Source organism: Pseudomonas sp. KD5, from assembly GCF_012932895.1.
GTDB lineage: Bacteria > Pseudomonadota > Gammaproteobacteria > Pseudomonadales > Pseudomonadaceae > Aquipseudomonas.
Map to the genome: position 1 here is coordinate 1 of NZ_JDWJ01000003.1, position 15139 is coordinate 15139.

11 protein-coding genes, 4 tRNA genes and 1 rRNA gene are annotated in these 15139 nt (G+C 55.5%); all 16 read left to right on the forward strand.

All coding sequences use genetic code 11. The features are described from left to right. Positions 1 to 73 precede the first annotated feature (73 nt). A 5S ribosomal RNA gene (gene rrf, locus AF70_RS06925) occupies positions 74 to 189 on the forward strand. Positions 190 to 324: 135 nt separating this feature from the next. After that, positions 325 to 1284, forward strand: a complete 960-nt coding sequence (gene birA / locus AF70_RS06930; protein WP_019581415.1) for a bifunctional biotin--[acetyl-CoA-carboxylase] ligase/biotin operon repressor BirA — start codon at positions 325 to 327, stop codon at positions 1282 to 1284. Further along, the gene (locus tag AF70_RS06935; RefSeq protein WP_019581414.1) at positions 1274 to 2023 is read left to right on the forward strand and encodes a pantothenate kinase; all 750 of its coding nucleotides are present in this window, start codon (positions 1274 to 1276) and stop codon (positions 2021 to 2023) included. Before birA ends, AF70_RS06935 begins: the two co-directional genes overlap by 11 nt. Before the next feature lie 7 nt (positions 2024 to 2030). Then, complete coding sequence (locus AF70_RS06940) at positions 2031 to 2471, forward strand: hypothetical protein (protein WP_019581413.1); 441 nt, start codon at positions 2031 to 2033, stop codon at positions 2469 to 2471. Between the two features lie 143 nt (positions 2472 to 2614). Beyond that, positions 2615 to 2699: transfer RNA gene (locus AF70_RS06945), tRNA-Tyr, on the forward strand. A gap of 24 nt (positions 2700 to 2723) precedes the next feature. Continuing rightward, positions 2724 to 2797 (forward strand) — tRNA-Gly (locus tag AF70_RS06950). 26 nt (positions 2798 to 2823) lie between these two features. Continuing rightward, positions 2824 to 2899 (forward strand) — tRNA-Thr (locus AF70_RS06955). 174 nt (positions 2900 to 3073) lie between these two features. Further along, positions 3074 to 3149 (forward strand) — tRNA-Trp (locus AF70_RS06960). A gap of 45 nt (positions 3150 to 3194) precedes the next feature. After that, entirely contained in the window at positions 3195 to 3563 is a 369-nt protein-coding gene (secE, locus tag AF70_RS06965; RefSeq protein WP_028938800.1) for a preprotein translocase subunit SecE, read from the forward strand. A 9-nt stretch (positions 3564 to 3572) separates the two neighbouring features. Then, a complete protein-coding gene (gene nusG, locus AF70_RS06970; protein WP_007933727.1) occupies positions 3573 to 4106 on the forward strand; it encodes a transcription termination/antitermination protein NusG in 534 nt (177 codons plus the stop codon). Between the two features lie 117 nt (positions 4107 to 4223). Continuing rightward, the gene (gene rplK, locus AF70_RS06975; RefSeq protein ID WP_007933726.1) at positions 4224 to 4655 is read left to right on the forward strand and encodes a 50S ribosomal protein L11; all 432 of its coding nucleotides are present in this window, start codon (positions 4224 to 4226) and stop codon (positions 4653 to 4655) included. Next, positions 4655 to 5350, forward strand: coding sequence for a 50S ribosomal protein L1 (gene rplA / locus AF70_RS06980; protein WP_007933725.1), 696 nt, complete (start codon positions 4655 to 4657; stop codon positions 5348 to 5350). Before rplK ends, rplA begins: the two co-directional genes overlap by 1 nt. A gap of 198 nt (positions 5351 to 5548) precedes the next feature. Further along, complete coding sequence (gene rplJ / locus AF70_RS06985) at positions 5549 to 6049, forward strand: 50S ribosomal protein L10 (protein ID WP_018925653.1); 501 nt, start codon at positions 5549 to 5551, stop codon at positions 6047 to 6049. A gap of 78 nt (positions 6050 to 6127) precedes the next feature. Next, positions 6128 to 6493, forward strand: coding sequence for a 50S ribosomal protein L7/L12 (gene rplL / locus AF70_RS06990; RefSeq protein ID WP_018925654.1), 366 nt, complete (start codon positions 6128 to 6130; stop codon positions 6491 to 6493). A 220-nt stretch (positions 6494 to 6713) separates the two neighbouring features. After that, positions 6714 to 10787 carry a DNA-directed RNA polymerase subunit beta gene (gene rpoB / locus AF70_RS06995; RefSeq protein ID WP_018925655.1) on the forward strand — a complete coding sequence of 1358 codons (4074 nt, stop codon included), beginning with the start codon at positions 6714 to 6716 and terminating at the stop codon, positions 10785 to 10787. Between the two features lie 64 nt (positions 10788 to 10851). Next, a complete protein-coding gene (rpoC, locus tag AF70_RS07000) occupies positions 10852 to 15051 on the forward strand; it encodes a DNA-directed RNA polymerase subunit beta' (RefSeq protein WP_007933713.1) in 4200 nt (1399 codons plus the stop codon). The last annotated feature ends 88 nt before the right edge of the window (positions 15052 to 15139 follow it).

Genomic DNA, 15139 nt, shown 5'->3' on the forward strand with positions numbered 1-15139 from the left:
TTCACAAAAGCCGCACAAACTATCGCATACCCAATTTGCTGAAGCGTCGAAAGACGGTTCGGTACCCGAATTTCTTGACGACCATAGAGCATTGGAACCACCTGATCCCATCCCGAACTCAGAAGTGAAACGATGCATCGCCGATGGTAGTGTGGGGTTTCCCCATGTGAGAGTAGGTCATCGTCAAGATTAAATTCCGAAACCCCTATCTGCGTACGCAGGTAGGGGTTTTGTTTTGCCCGCAGGAAAACTGACGTTTAGGGTTTCTATGCAACTGCTCGGTGCATGGCTATCATGCGGGCCTCATTGTGAGGCGAGACTTGCATGCTGACGTTGTTAAAGCTTCTTAAGGATGGTCGATTCCATTCGGGCCAGGCCCTGGGCGTCGCCTTGGGCGTCAGTCGTAGTGCTGTATGGAAGCAGCTTCAGCATTTGGAGGCTGAGCTCGGCTTGTCCATTCATAAAGTGCGCGGTCGCGGCTATCAGCTGGCTGCGCCATTGACGCTGCTTGATCCTGTCGAGATATGCGCGCGTGAGCCTTCCTGTGAGTGGCCCATCCTGGTCCTCGACTCAATTGACTCTACCAATGCTGAAGCCTTGCGCGCTATTGAGCGTGGCCAGGTCGCGCCATTTCTGGTGCTTGCTGAGCGGCAAACGGCCGGTCGCGGACGGCGTGGACGCAAGTGGGTGAGTCCGTTCGCAGAAAACATCTATTACAGCCTGGTGTTGCGCATTGAGGGTGGGATGCGGCAGCTGGAAGGCTTGAGTCTAGTTGTTGGGCTCGCCGTACTGCAGGCCTTGCGAGAGCTTGGTATTTCAGGCGCGGGGTTGAAGTGGCCCAATGATGTTCTGGTTGGTCAGAAAAAAATTGCTGGAATATTGCTCGAATTGGTGGGTGATCCTGCAGATGTGTGTCACGTAGTGATCGGTGTCGGGATCAATGTGAACATGCAGATGACTGATGAGGTTGACCAGCAGTGGACGTCCATGCGGCTCGAGTCGGGCAAGGCGGTTGATCGCAATCACCTGGTTGCGAAGTTGGGGGTGATGCTCCGGGCCTACTTGAGTCGCCACCAGGTCGGCGGATTTCCGGCTATCCGGGCGGAGTGGGAGCAAAATCATCTATGGCAGGGACGCGCCGTGTCGTTGATTGCTGGAGCTAGTCAGATAGATGGAGAGGTGTTGGGTATCGATGGTCAGGGTGCCTTGCGCTTGAAGGTGGATGGCGTGGAAAAAGTCTTTAGTGGTGGTGAGCTCAGCCTGAGGTTGCGTGATGATTCTTGAGCTCGATTGTGGAAACAGTTTCATCAAGTGGCGTGTGCTCGGCGCGGATGTCGGGCGGGTGGTTGGTGAGGGTGTCGTTGATTCGGATCTTGCGCTGCTTGAGAGCTTGAGGGGGCTCAAGGGGCTCGCTCTCAAGCATTGTCGGTTAGTGAGCGTCAGAACCGCTGAAGAAACCGGAGCCTTGATCTCTTTGTTGTCAGAGGCTTTCGGTGTTTCCGTGGTGTGCGCCACACCGGCTCGGGAAATGTCCGGGGTTCGTAATGGCTATGAAGAGTTCGAGCGGCTAGGGCTTGATCGCTGGCTAGCAATGCTCGGAGGATTTCACCTGGCTTCAGGTGCTTGTCTGGTGCTCGACTTCGGTACCGCAGTCACTGCTGATTTTGTCGCTAGGGATGGCGAGCATCTTGGAGGGTTCATCTGTCCGGGAATGCCCTTAATGCGTAACCAGTTGCGTACTCATACCCGTAGAATCCGCTATGGCGACCTTGCTGCCGAGCGCGCTTTGGAGAGTCTTGTTCCCGGGCGTACTACCGTCGAGGCGGTCGAGCGAGGTTGCTTGCTGATGTTGAGGGGCTTTGTTCAGGCTCAGCTAGAGTTGGCGCGCAGCTATTGGGGGGAGGATTTCGCTGTATTCCTCACAGGAGGAGATGCTGATCTGGTCTCCGAGATTGTGCCTGAGGCCAGGGTGGTTCCAGATCTGGTGTTTGTAGGGTTGGCTATGGCGTGTCCCTTGTCTTGAGGTTTTTATGCGTTGGTTGTTCCTGCTACTGCTTGTTCTCAATGTGTTCTATTACGTCTGGCACCAACAGGAGGCTCCGCTTCGCGCGAAGGATGTGACCCCCTTGAGTTTGTATCGGGGCTCTCAGCAGGACATTCGTTTGTTGAGCGAGGCGACTGATACGACCCGAGACAAAGGAAAATCCACGCAGACGGAAAGCAGTTGTCTCTATCTGGGCGGTTCTGCCCGGCAGGAAGTCGCTCAGGCAATCGAACATCGATTGAGTGGCATGGACATCAAGTTTCAGTCCTTGCCGAAGGATCTCCCTGAATATGCGGGTTACTGGGTGCGTGTGGCGCCGGAAAGCCGGCGTTTGCTGGATGACTTGCAGTTGCAAAGCCTTTCTAAAGAATTCAATGAGTTAAAACATAAAATAATGCCGTGCGAGGGGGTTGCACCTGTCGAATAGTTTGCATAGAATGGCGCCCGCTTCGCAGTGAAGACCTTTTAAAGGTTGACGGTGCGAAGCGAGGTCAACGCAGCTAACCTCAGGTTTTTAATGAGAAAATGCTTGACAGAAGGCTGGCATAGTATAGAATGCCGGCTCGCTTAGGAGGGGTTCCCGAGCGGCCAAAGGGATCAGACTGTAAATCTGACGTCTACGACTTCGAAGGTTCGAATCCTTCCCCCTCCACCATTTTTAGCGAGAGCTGCAAGCTCCGCGGGTATAGTTTAGTGGTAGAACCTCAGCCTTCCAAGCTGATGATGCGGGTTCGATTCCCGCTACCCGCTCCAGGTTTGCAGGTCCTGCAAAGTGTTACGCTCTTGTAGCTCAGTTGGTAGAGCACACCCTTGGTAAGGGTGAGGTCAGCGGTTCAAATCCGCTCAAGAGCTCCATATAACAAGGCAGATATGAAAATATCTGCCTTTGTTTTAATGGCTTGTAGATGCGCGTTGTTGCCTGAGAGGGTGTTGTGCGTCTTAGGTGCTGGTGTGCATGGCCAGGATCGATGAGTAAATTGTTGTAAAGTCTTTTTCGGGCCGGCATAATGGTCGGCCTGATTTTGTTTTAGGTCAGTAGCTCAATTGGCAGAGCGACGGTCTCCAAAACCGTAGGTTGGGGGTTCGATTCCCTCCTGACCTGCCAGATTCACCAGGTGTGTCTGGCTTTCTTTTCACAGGATCTTCATAGATGACTCCTAAAGCTGAAGCTCAAGGCTCTCGCTTCGATATACTTAAGTGGCTGGTAGTAGTTGCTTTGGTGATTGTTGGCGTTGTTGGCAATCAGTATTACTCTGCTTCGCCGATCCTGTACCGCGTGCTCGCTTTGCTGGTCATTGCTGCTGTAGCTGCCTTTGTAGGCCTGCAGACGGTTAAGGGCAAGTCTTTCTTTGTACTGGTTAAGGAAGCGCGCACCGAGATTCGTAAAGTCGTTTGGCCAACTCGCCAAGAAACTACGCAGACCACGTTGATCGTTGTGGCTGTTGTTCTGGTTATGGCGTTGCTGTTGTGGGGGCTTGATTCCCTGCTCGGCTGGCTTGTTTCCTTGATCGTCGGCTAAGGGTGTCCCGTGGCTAAGCGTTGGTACGTTGTGCATGCTTACTCCGGTTACGAGAAGCATGTCATGCGTTCGTTGATCGAGCGCGTAAAGCTGGCTGGCATGGAAGATGGCTTCGGCGAAATTCTGGTTCCCACTGAAGAAGTGGTTGAAATGCGTAATGGCCAGAAGCGCAAAAGCGAGCGCAAATTCTTCCCAGGTTATGTGCTGGTTCAGATGGACATGAACGAGGGTACTTGGCACTTGGTCAAGGATACTCCTCGGGTGATGGGTTTCATCGGTGGTACTGCCGACAAGCCTGCACCAATCACAGATAAAGAAGCAGAAGCGATTCTGCGTCGCGTTGCTGATGGTAGCGACAAGCCGAAGCCGAAGACGTTGTTCGAGCCGGGTGAGTCGGTACGTGTCAACGACGGGCCGTTTGCCGATTTTACCGGCACGGTTGAAGAGGTTAACTACGAAAAGAGCCGGATCCAAGTGGCGGTGCTCATTTTCGGTCGCTCTACTCCGGTAGAGTTGGAGTTCAGCCAGGTCGAAAAGGTCTAGCTGAGCAAGCATCCCAACCCCGCAGCCCTAGGCTGTGGGGTTTTGTCGTCACTGGGATAAACGCGCAAGTAACCGGGGAGCCTTTCGAGGCGTTTGAACCCGTAATTGGAGTGCCTCATGGCCAAGAAGATTACCGCTTACATCAAGCTGCAAGTGAAGGCCGCTCAGGCTAACCCAAGCCCACCTGTTGGTCCTGCTCTGGGTCAGCACGGCGTGAACATCATGGAATTCTGCAAGGCTTTCAACGCCCGTACTCAGGGTCTTGAGCCAGGTCTGCCGACTCCAGTGATCATCACTGTCTACAGCGACCGTAGCTTCACGTTCGAAACCAAATCCACTCCTGCTTCGGTTCTGCTGAAGAAGGCTGCTGGTCTGACTAGCGGTTCCGCTCGTCCGAACACCGTTAAGGTTGGCACTGTGACTCGTGCTCAGCTGGAAGAAATCGCGAAAACCAAAAACGCGGATCTGACTGCAGCTGATATGGAAGCAGCCGTGCGTACTATCGCCGGTTCTGCTCGTAGCATGGGCCTTAACGTGGAGGGTGTGTAATGGCTAAGCTGACCAAGCGTCAAAAGGCTATCGCCGGCAAAATCGAAGCAGGCAAGGCCTACAACTTTGTAGACGCTGCTGCTCTGCTGTCCGAGCTGTCGACTGTCAAGTTCAGCGAGTCGTTCGACGTAGCTGTGAATCTGGGTGTTGACCCGCGTAAATCCGACCAGGTCGTTCGTAGCGCTACCGTGCTGCCGCACGGTACCGGCAAGACCGTTCGCGTTGCTGTGTTCACTCAGGGTCCAGCTGCCGAGGCCGCTCTGGCTGCCGGCGCTGACCGTGTAGGTATGGACGACCTGGCTGCCGAAATGAAAGGCGGCGACCTGAACTATGACGTAGTGATCGCATCCCCGGATGCAATGCGCGTTGTAGGTCAGTTGGGTCAGATCCTCGGTCCACGTGGTCTGATGCCTAACCCTAAAGTCGGCACTGTAACTCCAGACGTAGCTACCGCGGTTAAAAACGCCAAGGCTGGTCAGGTTCGTTATCGCACCGACAAAAACGGCATCATCCACACTTCCGTTGGCAAAGTCGGCTTCGATGCCGTCAAGCTGAAGGAAAACGTTGAAGCCCTGATCGCTGATCTGAAGCGTATCAAGCCAGCTTCCTCGAAAGGTATTTACGTCAAGCGCGTTACCCTGAGCACTACTATGGGCCCAGGTCTGGTCATCGACCAGGGTTCGCTCGACGCGTAAGACGCAGGTTGGCGCAAGTAATTGCGCCAATTGAAAGATTGGGGTCCCTGCCTGGCGGGGGCTATCCAAGACCGTAGGCGACGCAAGTCTTAAACCTCAAGCCTACGCAGATGGTGCTCCCGGTTCCTTACCGAATCAGACACCAAAACGACATCCGGTTTCGACTGGATGAAACGGTAACAAGCAGGAGTTAAACCCGTGGCAATTAAACTCGAAGACAAGAAGGCCATCGTCGCTGAAGTCAACGAGGCTGCCAAAGTCGCTCTGTCCGCTGTCGTGGCTGATGCCCGTGGCGTAACAGTAGGCGCGATGACCGGACTCCGTAAAGAGGCTCGTGAAGCTGGCGTTTATGTACGTGTCGTACGTAACACCCTGCTCAAGCGCGCTGTTGCTGACACTGAATTCAGTGTCCTCAACGACGTGTTCACCGGCCCTACCCTGATTGCATTCTCCAAAGAACATCCAGGCGCTGCTGCCCGGATTTTCAAAGAGTTCGCCAAGGGTCAGGACAAGTTCGAGATCAAGGCAGCTGCGTTTGATGGCAAGTTCCTTGCCGCTAACCAGATCGACGTGTTGGCTACCCTGCCGACCCGCGACGAAGCTATTGCGAAACTGATGAGCGTGATCCAAGGCGCTACCAGCAAGCTGGCTCGTACCCTGGCAGCCGTTCGCGACCAGAAAGAAGCAGCTGCTGCCTAAGGCACAGCGAGACCTTTCAAAATCATATGTTTAATTTGATGGCTGCGTAAGCTGTCACCCCAATACAGGATTCAAGTCATGTCTCTGACTAACGAACAAATCATCGAAGCAATCGGCCAGAAAACCGTTCTGGAAGTTGTCGAGCTGATCAAAGCAATGGAAGAAACCTTCGGCGTTACCGCTGCTGTTGCTGCTGCTGGTCCAGCTGCTGCTGCCGCTGTTGTTGAAGAGCAAACTGAATTCAACGTCATGCTGACCGAAGCTGGCGAGAAGAAAGTTAACGTGATCAAGGCTGTACGTGAACTGACCGGTCTGGGCCTGAAAGAAGCCAAGGCTGTAGTTGACGGCGCTCCTGCCATGGTTCTGGAAGCTGTTGCCAAAGACGCAGCTGACAAAGCCAAAGCAGCTCTGGAAGAAGCAGGCGCTAAAGTCGAGCTGAAATAAGCATCGACTTTGCTCCTCCAGCCCGAGCGTTAAGCGAAAGGCTGATGGCTGGTGGCTCTTGCCACCGGCCTTTTTCCGTTATTGGCAGCCGACTGGGTCGGTGCTGGTAACGAGCTGTATCCACCCGATGTGGTGGCGCAAACCATGGGGTTTGCACGATTTTCTGGCTGCTCCCGTCGGGAGGGGCCAAACAAGCAGGTGACCAAGCTGGGGAACGCTGATGGCTTACTCATATACTGAGAAAAAACGTATCCGCAAGGACTTTAGCAAGTTGCCGGACGTCATGGATGTGCCGTACCTCCTGGCCATCCAGCTGGATTCGTATCGTGAATTCTTGCAAGCGGGAGCGACTAAAGATCAGTTCCGCGACGTGGGCCTGCATGCGGCCTTCAAATCCGTTTTCCCGATCATCAGCTACTCCGGCAATGCTGCGCTGGAGTACGTCGGTTATCGCCTGGGCGAACCGGCATTTGATGTCAAAGAATGCGTATTGCGCGGTGTAACTTACGCCGTACCTTTGCGGGTAAAAGTGCGCCTGATCATTTTCGACAAAGAATCGTCGAACAAAGCGATCAAGGACATCAAAGAGCAAGAAGTCTACATGGGTGAAATCCCCCTGATGACTGAGAACGGTACCTTCGTAATCAACGGTACCGAGCGTGTAATCGTTTCCCAGCTGCACCGTTCCCCGGGCGTGTTCTTCGACCACGACCGTGGCAAGACGCACAGCTCCGGCAAGCTGCTGTACTCCGCGCGCATCATTCCTTACCGCGGTTCGTGGCTGGACTTCGAGTTCGACCCGAAAGATTGCGTATTTGTGCGTATCGACCGTCGTCGCAAGCTGCCTGCATCGGTACTGCTGCGTGCGCTGGGCTATACCACTGAAGAAGTGCTGGACGCGTTCTACACCACCAACGTCTTCCACGTGCAGGGTGAAAACCTCAGCCTGGAACTGGTGCCTCAACGCCTGCGTGGTGAAATTGCTGTCCTCGATATTCAGGATGACAAAGGCAAGGTTATTGTCGAGCAAGGTCGTCGTATCACCGCTCGCCACATCAACCAGCTGGAAAAAGCCGGGATCAAAGAGCTGCAAGTGCCTCTGGACTACGTCCTGGGTCGCACTACTGCCAAGGTCATCGTGCATCCGGCTACCGGCGAAATCCTGGCAGAGTGCAACACCGAGCTGAACACCGAAATCCTGGCAAAAATTGCCAAGGCGGGCGTTGTTCGCATCGAAACTCTGTACACCAACGATATCGACTGCGGTCCGTTCGTCTCCGACACCCTGAAGATCGACTCCACCAGCAACCAATTGGAAGCGCTGGTCGAGATCTATCGCATGATGCGTCCAGGCGAGCCGCCAACCAAGGACGCTGCCGAGACACTGTTCAACAACCTGTTCTTCAGTCCTGAGCGCTATGACCTGTCTGCGGTCGGCCGGATGAAGTTCAACCGTCGTATCGGTCGTACCGAGATCGAAGGTTCGGGCGTGTTGTGCAAAGAAGACATCGTCGCGGTTCTGAAGACTCTGGTCGACATCCGTAACGGTAAAGGCATCGTCGATGACATCGACCACCTGGGTAACCGTCGTGTTCGCTGCGTAGGCGAAATGGCCGAGAACCAGTTCCGCGTTGGCCTGGTACGTGTTGAACGTGCGGTCAAAGAGCGTCTGTCGATGGCGGAAAGCGAAGGCCTGATGCCGCAAGACCTGATCAACGCCAAGCCAGTGGCTGCGGCGGTGAAAGAGTTCTTCGGTTCCAGTCAGCTGTCCCAGTTCATGGACCAGAACAACCCGCTGTCCGAGATCACCCACAAGCGTCGTGTCTCTGCACTCGGCCCAGGCGGTTTGACTCGCGAACGTGCAGGTTTCGAAGTCCGTGACGTACACCCGACTCACTACGGTCGTGTATGCCCGATTGAAACGCCGGAAGGTCCGAACATCGGTCTGATCAACTCCCTGGCCGCCTATGCGCGCACCAACCAGTACGGCTTCCTCGAGAGCCCGTACCGCGTGGTGAAAGACGCTCTGGTCACCGACGAGATCGTTTTCCTGTCCGCCATCGAAGAAGCTGATCACGTGATCGCTCAGGCTTCGGCCACGATGAACGACAAGAAAGTCCTGATCGACGAGCTGGTAGCTGTTCGTCACTTGAACGAGTTCACCGTCAAGGCGCCGGAAGACGTCACCTTGATGGACGTGTCGCCGAAGCAGGTAGTTTCGGTTGCTGCGTCGCTGATCCCGTTCCTCGAGCACGACGACGCCAACCGTGCGTTGATGGGTTCGAACATGCAGCGTCAAGCTGTACCAACCCTGCGTGCTGACAAGCCGCTGGTAGGTACCGGCATGGAGCGTAACGTGGCTCGCGACTCCGGCGTTTGCGTCGTGGCTCGTCGTGGCGGCGTGATCGATTCCGTCGACGCCAGCCGTATCGTGGTTCGTGTTGCTGATGATGAAGTTGAAACCGGCGAAGCTGGTGTCGACATCTACAACCTGACCAAGTACACCCGCTCCAACCAGAACACCTGCATCAACCAGCGTCCGTTGGTGAGCAAAGGTGATCGGGTTCAGCGCAGCGACATCATGGCCGACGGTCCGTCCACCGATATGGGTGAACTGGCTCTGGGTCAGAACATGCGCATCGCGTTCATGGCATGGAACGGCTTCAACTTCGAAGACTCCATCTGCCTGTCCGAGCGTGTTGTTCAGGAAGACCGTTTCACCACGATCCACATCCAGGAACTGACCTGTGTGGCGCGTGACACCAAGCTTGGGCCAGAGGAAATCACTGCAGACATCCCGAACGTGGGTGAAGCTGCACTGAACAAGCTGGACGAAGCCGGTATCGTTTACGTAGGTGCTGAAGTAGGCGCAGGCGACATCCTGGTAGGTAAGGTCACTCCGAAAGGCGAGACCCAGCTGACTCCGGAAGAAAAACTGCTGCGTGCGATCTTCGGTGAAAAAGCCAGCGACGTTAAAGACACCTCCCTGCGTGTGCCTACCGGCACCAAGGGTACTGTCATCGACGTACAGGTCTTCACCCGTGACGGCGTTGAGCGTGATGCTCGTGCACTGTCGATCGAGAAGACTCAACTCGACGAGATCCGCAAGGACCTGAACGAAGAGTTCCGTATCGTTGAAGGCGCTACTTTCGAACGTCTGCGTTCCGCTCTGGTCGGCCACAAAGCCGAAGGCGGTGCCGGTCTGAAGAAAGGTCAGGAAATCACCGACGAAGTTCTCGACGGTCTTGAGCACGGCCAGTGGTTCAAACTGCGCATGGCTGAAGATGCTCTGAACGAGCAGCTCGAGAAGGCTCAGGCCTACATCGTTGATCGCCGCCGTCTGCTGGACGACAAGTTCGAAGACAAGAAGCGCAAGCTGCAGCAGGGCGATGACCTGGCTCCAGGCGTGCTGAAAATCGTCAAGGTTTACCTGGCAATCCGTCGTCGCATCCAGCCGGGCGACAAGATGGCCGGTCGTCACGGTAACAAGGGTGTGGTCTCCGTGATCATGCCGGTTGAAGACATGCCGCACGATGCCAATGGCACCCCGGTCGACGTCGTCCTCAACCCGTTGGGCGTACCTTCGCGTATGAACGTTGGTCAGATCCTTGAAACCCACCTGGGCCTCGCGGCCAAAGGTCTGGGCGAGAAGATCAACCGGATGGTCGAAGAGCAACGTAAGGTTGCTGAACTTCGCACCTTCCTGGACGAGATCTACAACCAGATCGGCGGTCGTAACGAAGATCTGGATAGCTTCTCCGACCAGGAAATCCTGGATCTGGCGAAGAACCTGCGTGGCGGCGTTCCAATGGCCACTCCAGTGTTCGACGGCGCCAAGGAAAGTGAAATCAAGGCCATGCTGAAACTGGCAGACCTGCCAGAAAGCGGCCAGATGCAGCTGACCGACGGCCGTACCGGCAACAAGTTCGAGCGCCCGGTTACTGTTGGCTACATGTACATGCTGAAGCTGAACCACTTGGTAGACGACAAGATGCACGCTCGTTCTACCGGTTCGTACAGCCTGGTTACCCAGCAGCCGCTGGGTGGTAAGGCGCAGTTCGGTGGTCAGCGTTTCGGGGAGATGGAGGTCTGGGCACTGGAAGCATACGGTGCTGCTTACACTCTGCAAGAAATGCTCACAGTGAAGTCGGACGATGTGAACGGCCGGACCAAGATGTACAAAAACATCGTGGACGGCGATCACCGTATGGAGCCGGGCATGCCCGAGTCCTTCAACGTGTTGATCAAGGAAATTCGTTCCCTCGGCATCGATATCGATCTGGAAACCGAATAACACGTGACGCGAATCGAGAGCGGGGCAGGATTGCCCGCTCTCTGCTCCGCCAGGAGGAAAGGCCTTGAAAGACCTACTGAATTTGCTGAAAAACCAGGGTCAAGTCGAAGAGTTCGACGCCATCCGTATTGGATTGGCATCGCCTGAGATGATCCGTTCGTGGTCGTTCGGTGAAGTTAAAAAGCCGGAAACCATCAACTACCGTACGTTCAAACCTGAGCGTGACGGCCTGTTCTGCGCCAAGATCTTTGGCCCGGTAAAGGATTACGAGTGCCTGTGCGGTAAGTACAAGCGCTTGAAACACCGTGGTGTGATCTGCGAGAAGTGTGGCGTTGAAGTCGCGCTGGCAAAAGTTCGTCGTGAGCGCATGGCGCACATCGAGCTGGCCTCGCCAGTAGCTCACATCTGGTTCCTGAAATCGCTGCCGTCCCGTATCGGCTTGCTGATGGACATGACCCTGCGTGATATCGAGCGCGTTCTCTACTTCGAGAGCTATGTCGTTATCGATCCAGGCATGACCACCCTTGAAAAGGGGCAGCTGCTCAATGACGAGCAGTACTTCGAAGCGCTGGAAGAGTTCGGCGACGATTTCGATGCCCGCATGGGTGCCGAAGCTGTCCGCGAACTGCTGCACGCTATCGACCTGGAGCACGAGATTGGCCGTCTGCGTGAAGAAATTCCGCAAACCAACTCCGAAACCAAAATCAAAAAGCTGTCCAAGCGTCTGAAGTTGATGGAAGCCTTCCAGGGTTCCGGCAACCTGCCAGAGTGGATGGTGCTGACCGTTCTGCCGGTGCTGCCGCCAGATCTGCGTCCACTGGTCCCATTGGATGGCGGTCGTTTCGCGACTTCCGACCTCAACGATCTGTATCGTCGAGTGATCAACCGTAACAACCGTTTGAAGCGCCTGCTTGATCTGTCCGCTCCGGACATCATCGTGCGCAACGAAAAGCGTATGTTGCAGGAAGCCGTCGATGCACTGCTCGACAACGGTCGTCGTGGCCGCGCTATCACCGGTTCCAACAAGCGTCCTCTGAAATCCCTGGCTGACATGATCAAGGGTAAGCAAGGTCGTTTCCGTCAGAACTTGCTCGGTAAGCGCGTTGACTACTCCGGTCGTTCGGTAATTACCGTAGGTCCGACCCTGCGTCTGCACCAGTGCGGTCTGCCGAAGAAGATGGCTCTCGAGCTGTTCAAGCCGTTCATTTTCGGCAAGCTGGAAATGCGTGGTCTTGCAACCACCATCAAAGCGGCCAAGAAGATGGTCGAGCGCGAGCTGCCAGAGGTTTGGGACGTTCTCGCTGAAGTGATTCGCGAACACCCGGTTCTCCTCAACCGTGCACCGACCCTTCACCGTCTGGGTATCCAGGCGTTTGAACCGGTACTGATCGAAGGTAAGGCTATCCAGCTGCACCCTCTGGTCTGTGCTGCGTACAACGCCGACTTCGACGGCGACCAAATGGCCGTGCACGTACCGCTGACGCTGGAAGCCCAGCTGGAAGCGCGCGCGTTGATGATGTCGACCAACAACATTCTGTCGCCAGCCAACGGTGAGCCAATCATCGTTCCGTCGCAGGACGTTGTATTGGGTCTGTACTACATGACTCGTGAAGCGATCAACGCCAAAGGCGAAGGTCGTGTGTTCGCGGATCTGCAGGAAGTTGACCGTGTGTTCCGTGCCGGCGAAGCCGCACTGCACGCCAAGGTCAAGGTGCGGATCAACGAAACCGTGAACGATCGTGATGGCGGCAGCGTGACCAACACCCGTATCGTCGACACTACCGTCGGCCGTGCGCTGTTGTTCCAGGTTGTGCCAAAAGGTCTGTCCTTCGACGTCGTCAACCTGCCGATGAAGAAGAAGGCGATCTCCAAGCTGATCAACCAGTGCTACCGCGTGGTTGGTTTGAAAGAGACCGTGATCTTCGCTGACCAGTTGATGTACACCGGTTTTGCCTATTCGACCATCTCCGGCGTTTCCATCGGTGTTAACGACTTCGTTATCCCGGATGAAAAAGCCCGCATCATCGGTGCAGCCACCGACGAAGTGAAAGAGATCGAAAGTCAGTACGCCTCCGGCCTGGTAACCCAGGGCGAGAAGTACAACAAAGTGATCGACCTTTGGTCCAAGGCGAACGACGAAGTTTCCAAGGCGATGATGGCCAACCTCTCGAAAGAGAAAGTCATCGACCGTCATGGCGTCGAAGTCGACCAGGAATCCTTCAACTCGATGTACATGATGGCCGACTCGGGTGCACGGGGTTCTGCTGCGCAGATCCGTCAGCTCGCCGGTATGCGTGGCCTGATGGCCAAGCCGGACGGTTCCATCATCGAAACGCCGATTACTGCGAACTTCCGTGAAGGTTTGAGCGTACTTCAGTACTTCATCTCTACTCACGGTGCTCGTAAAGGTCTGGCGGATACCGCGTTGAAAACTGCGAACTCCGGTTACCTGACTCGTCGTCTGGTAGACGTGGCGCAGGATCTGGTTGTGACCGAGATCGATTGCGGCACCGAACATGGCTTGGTAATGACTCCGCACATTGAAGGCGGTGACGTTGTTGAGCCGTTGGGTGAGCGCGTATTGGGTCGTGTCATTGCTCGTGACGTATTCAAGCCAGGTACCGAGGAAGTTATCGTTCCTGCCGGCACTCTGGTAGACGAGAAGTGGGTCGAGTTCATCGAGCTGAACAGCATCGACGAAGTGATCGTGCGTTCGCCGATCAGCTGCGAAACCCGCTACGGCATTTGCGCCAAGTGCTACGGCCGTGACTTGGCTCGTGGTCACCAGGTGAACATCGGTGAAGCGGTCGGCGTTATCGCTGCCCAGTCCATCGGTGAGCCGGGTACCCAGCTGACCATGCGTACGTTCCACATCGGTGGTGCGGCAAGCCGGACCTCCGCAGCCGACAGCGTTCAGGTGAAGAATGGCGGTACCGTCCGTCTGCATAACCTGAAGCACGTTGAGCGAGTGGACGGTTGCCTGGTTGCTGTGTCCCGTTCCGGTGAGCTGGCAATCGCTGATGACTTCGGTCGTGAGCGTGAGCGCTACAAGCTGCCGTACGGTGCTGTGATTTCGGTTAAAGAAGGTGACAAGGTCGACGCTGGCGCAATCGTGGCCAAGTGGGATCCGCACACTCACCCAATCGTTACCGAAATGAAAGGTACCGTGACCTACGTGGGCATGGAAGAAGGCATCACGATCAAGCGTCAGACTGACGAATTGACCGGTATGACCAACATTGAAGTACTCGACGCCAAAGACCGTCCAGCTGCCGGTAAAGATATCCGTCCTGCTGTGAAGATGGTTGATGACAACGGCAAGGATCTCTTGCTGCCGGGTACCGACGTAATTGCTCAGTACTTCCTGCCTGCTAACGCCCTGGTCGGTGTAGCGGACGGTGCGAAAATCGCGATCGGTGATGTTATCGCTCGTATTCCGCAAGAGACTTCGAAGACCCGTGACATCACCGGTGGTCTGCCGCGTGTTGCCGACTTGTTCGAAGCCCGTCGTCCGAAAGAAGCCTCGATTCTGGCTGAAGTCAGCGGCACCATCGCGTTCGGTAAAGAGACCAAAGGCAAGCGCCGTCTGGTTATCACCCCGAACGACGGTAGCGATCCGTACGAAGAGCTGATTCCGAAGTGGCGTCACCTGAACGTCTTCGAAGGCGAACAGGTAAACCGCGGCGAAGTTATCTCCGACGGTCCGAGCGATCCACACGACATCCTGCGTCTGCTGGGTGTGAGTGCGCTGGCCAAGTACATCGTGAACGAGATCCAGGACGTTTACCGTCTGCAAGGCGTGAAGATCAACGACAAGCACATCGAGACCATCCTGCGTCAGATGCTGCGTAAAGTTGAGATCGCTGAATCCGGCGATTCCAGTTTCATCAAGGGCGACCAGATGGAATTGACTCACGTGCTGGTAGAGAACGAGCGTCTGAGCAATGAAGACAAATTTGTCTCCAAGTTCACTCGCGTTCTGCTGGGTATCACCAAGGCGTCGTTGTCCACCGAATCGTTCATCTCGGCGGCTTCCTTCCAGGAAACCACTCGCGTACTGACCGAGGCGGCGGTAACCGGCAAGCGCGATTACCTGCGCGGCCTGAAAGAAAACGTGGTCGTGGGTCGTCTGATCCCGGCCGGTACCGGTCTGGCTTATCACAGCGAGCGCAAGCGCCGCCGTGATGCTGACAAACCGTTGCGCGTGAGCGCCAGTGAAGTGGAAGCTGCACTGACCGAAGCGCTGAACTCGAGCGGTAACTGAGTTCTGCGGTAGTAAATGAGTGCAGGCCCTGATCGCTCCGTTCATCCAGTCGAGACAATTTGTCGAGGTTGGATGGGGGGAGAGGTCG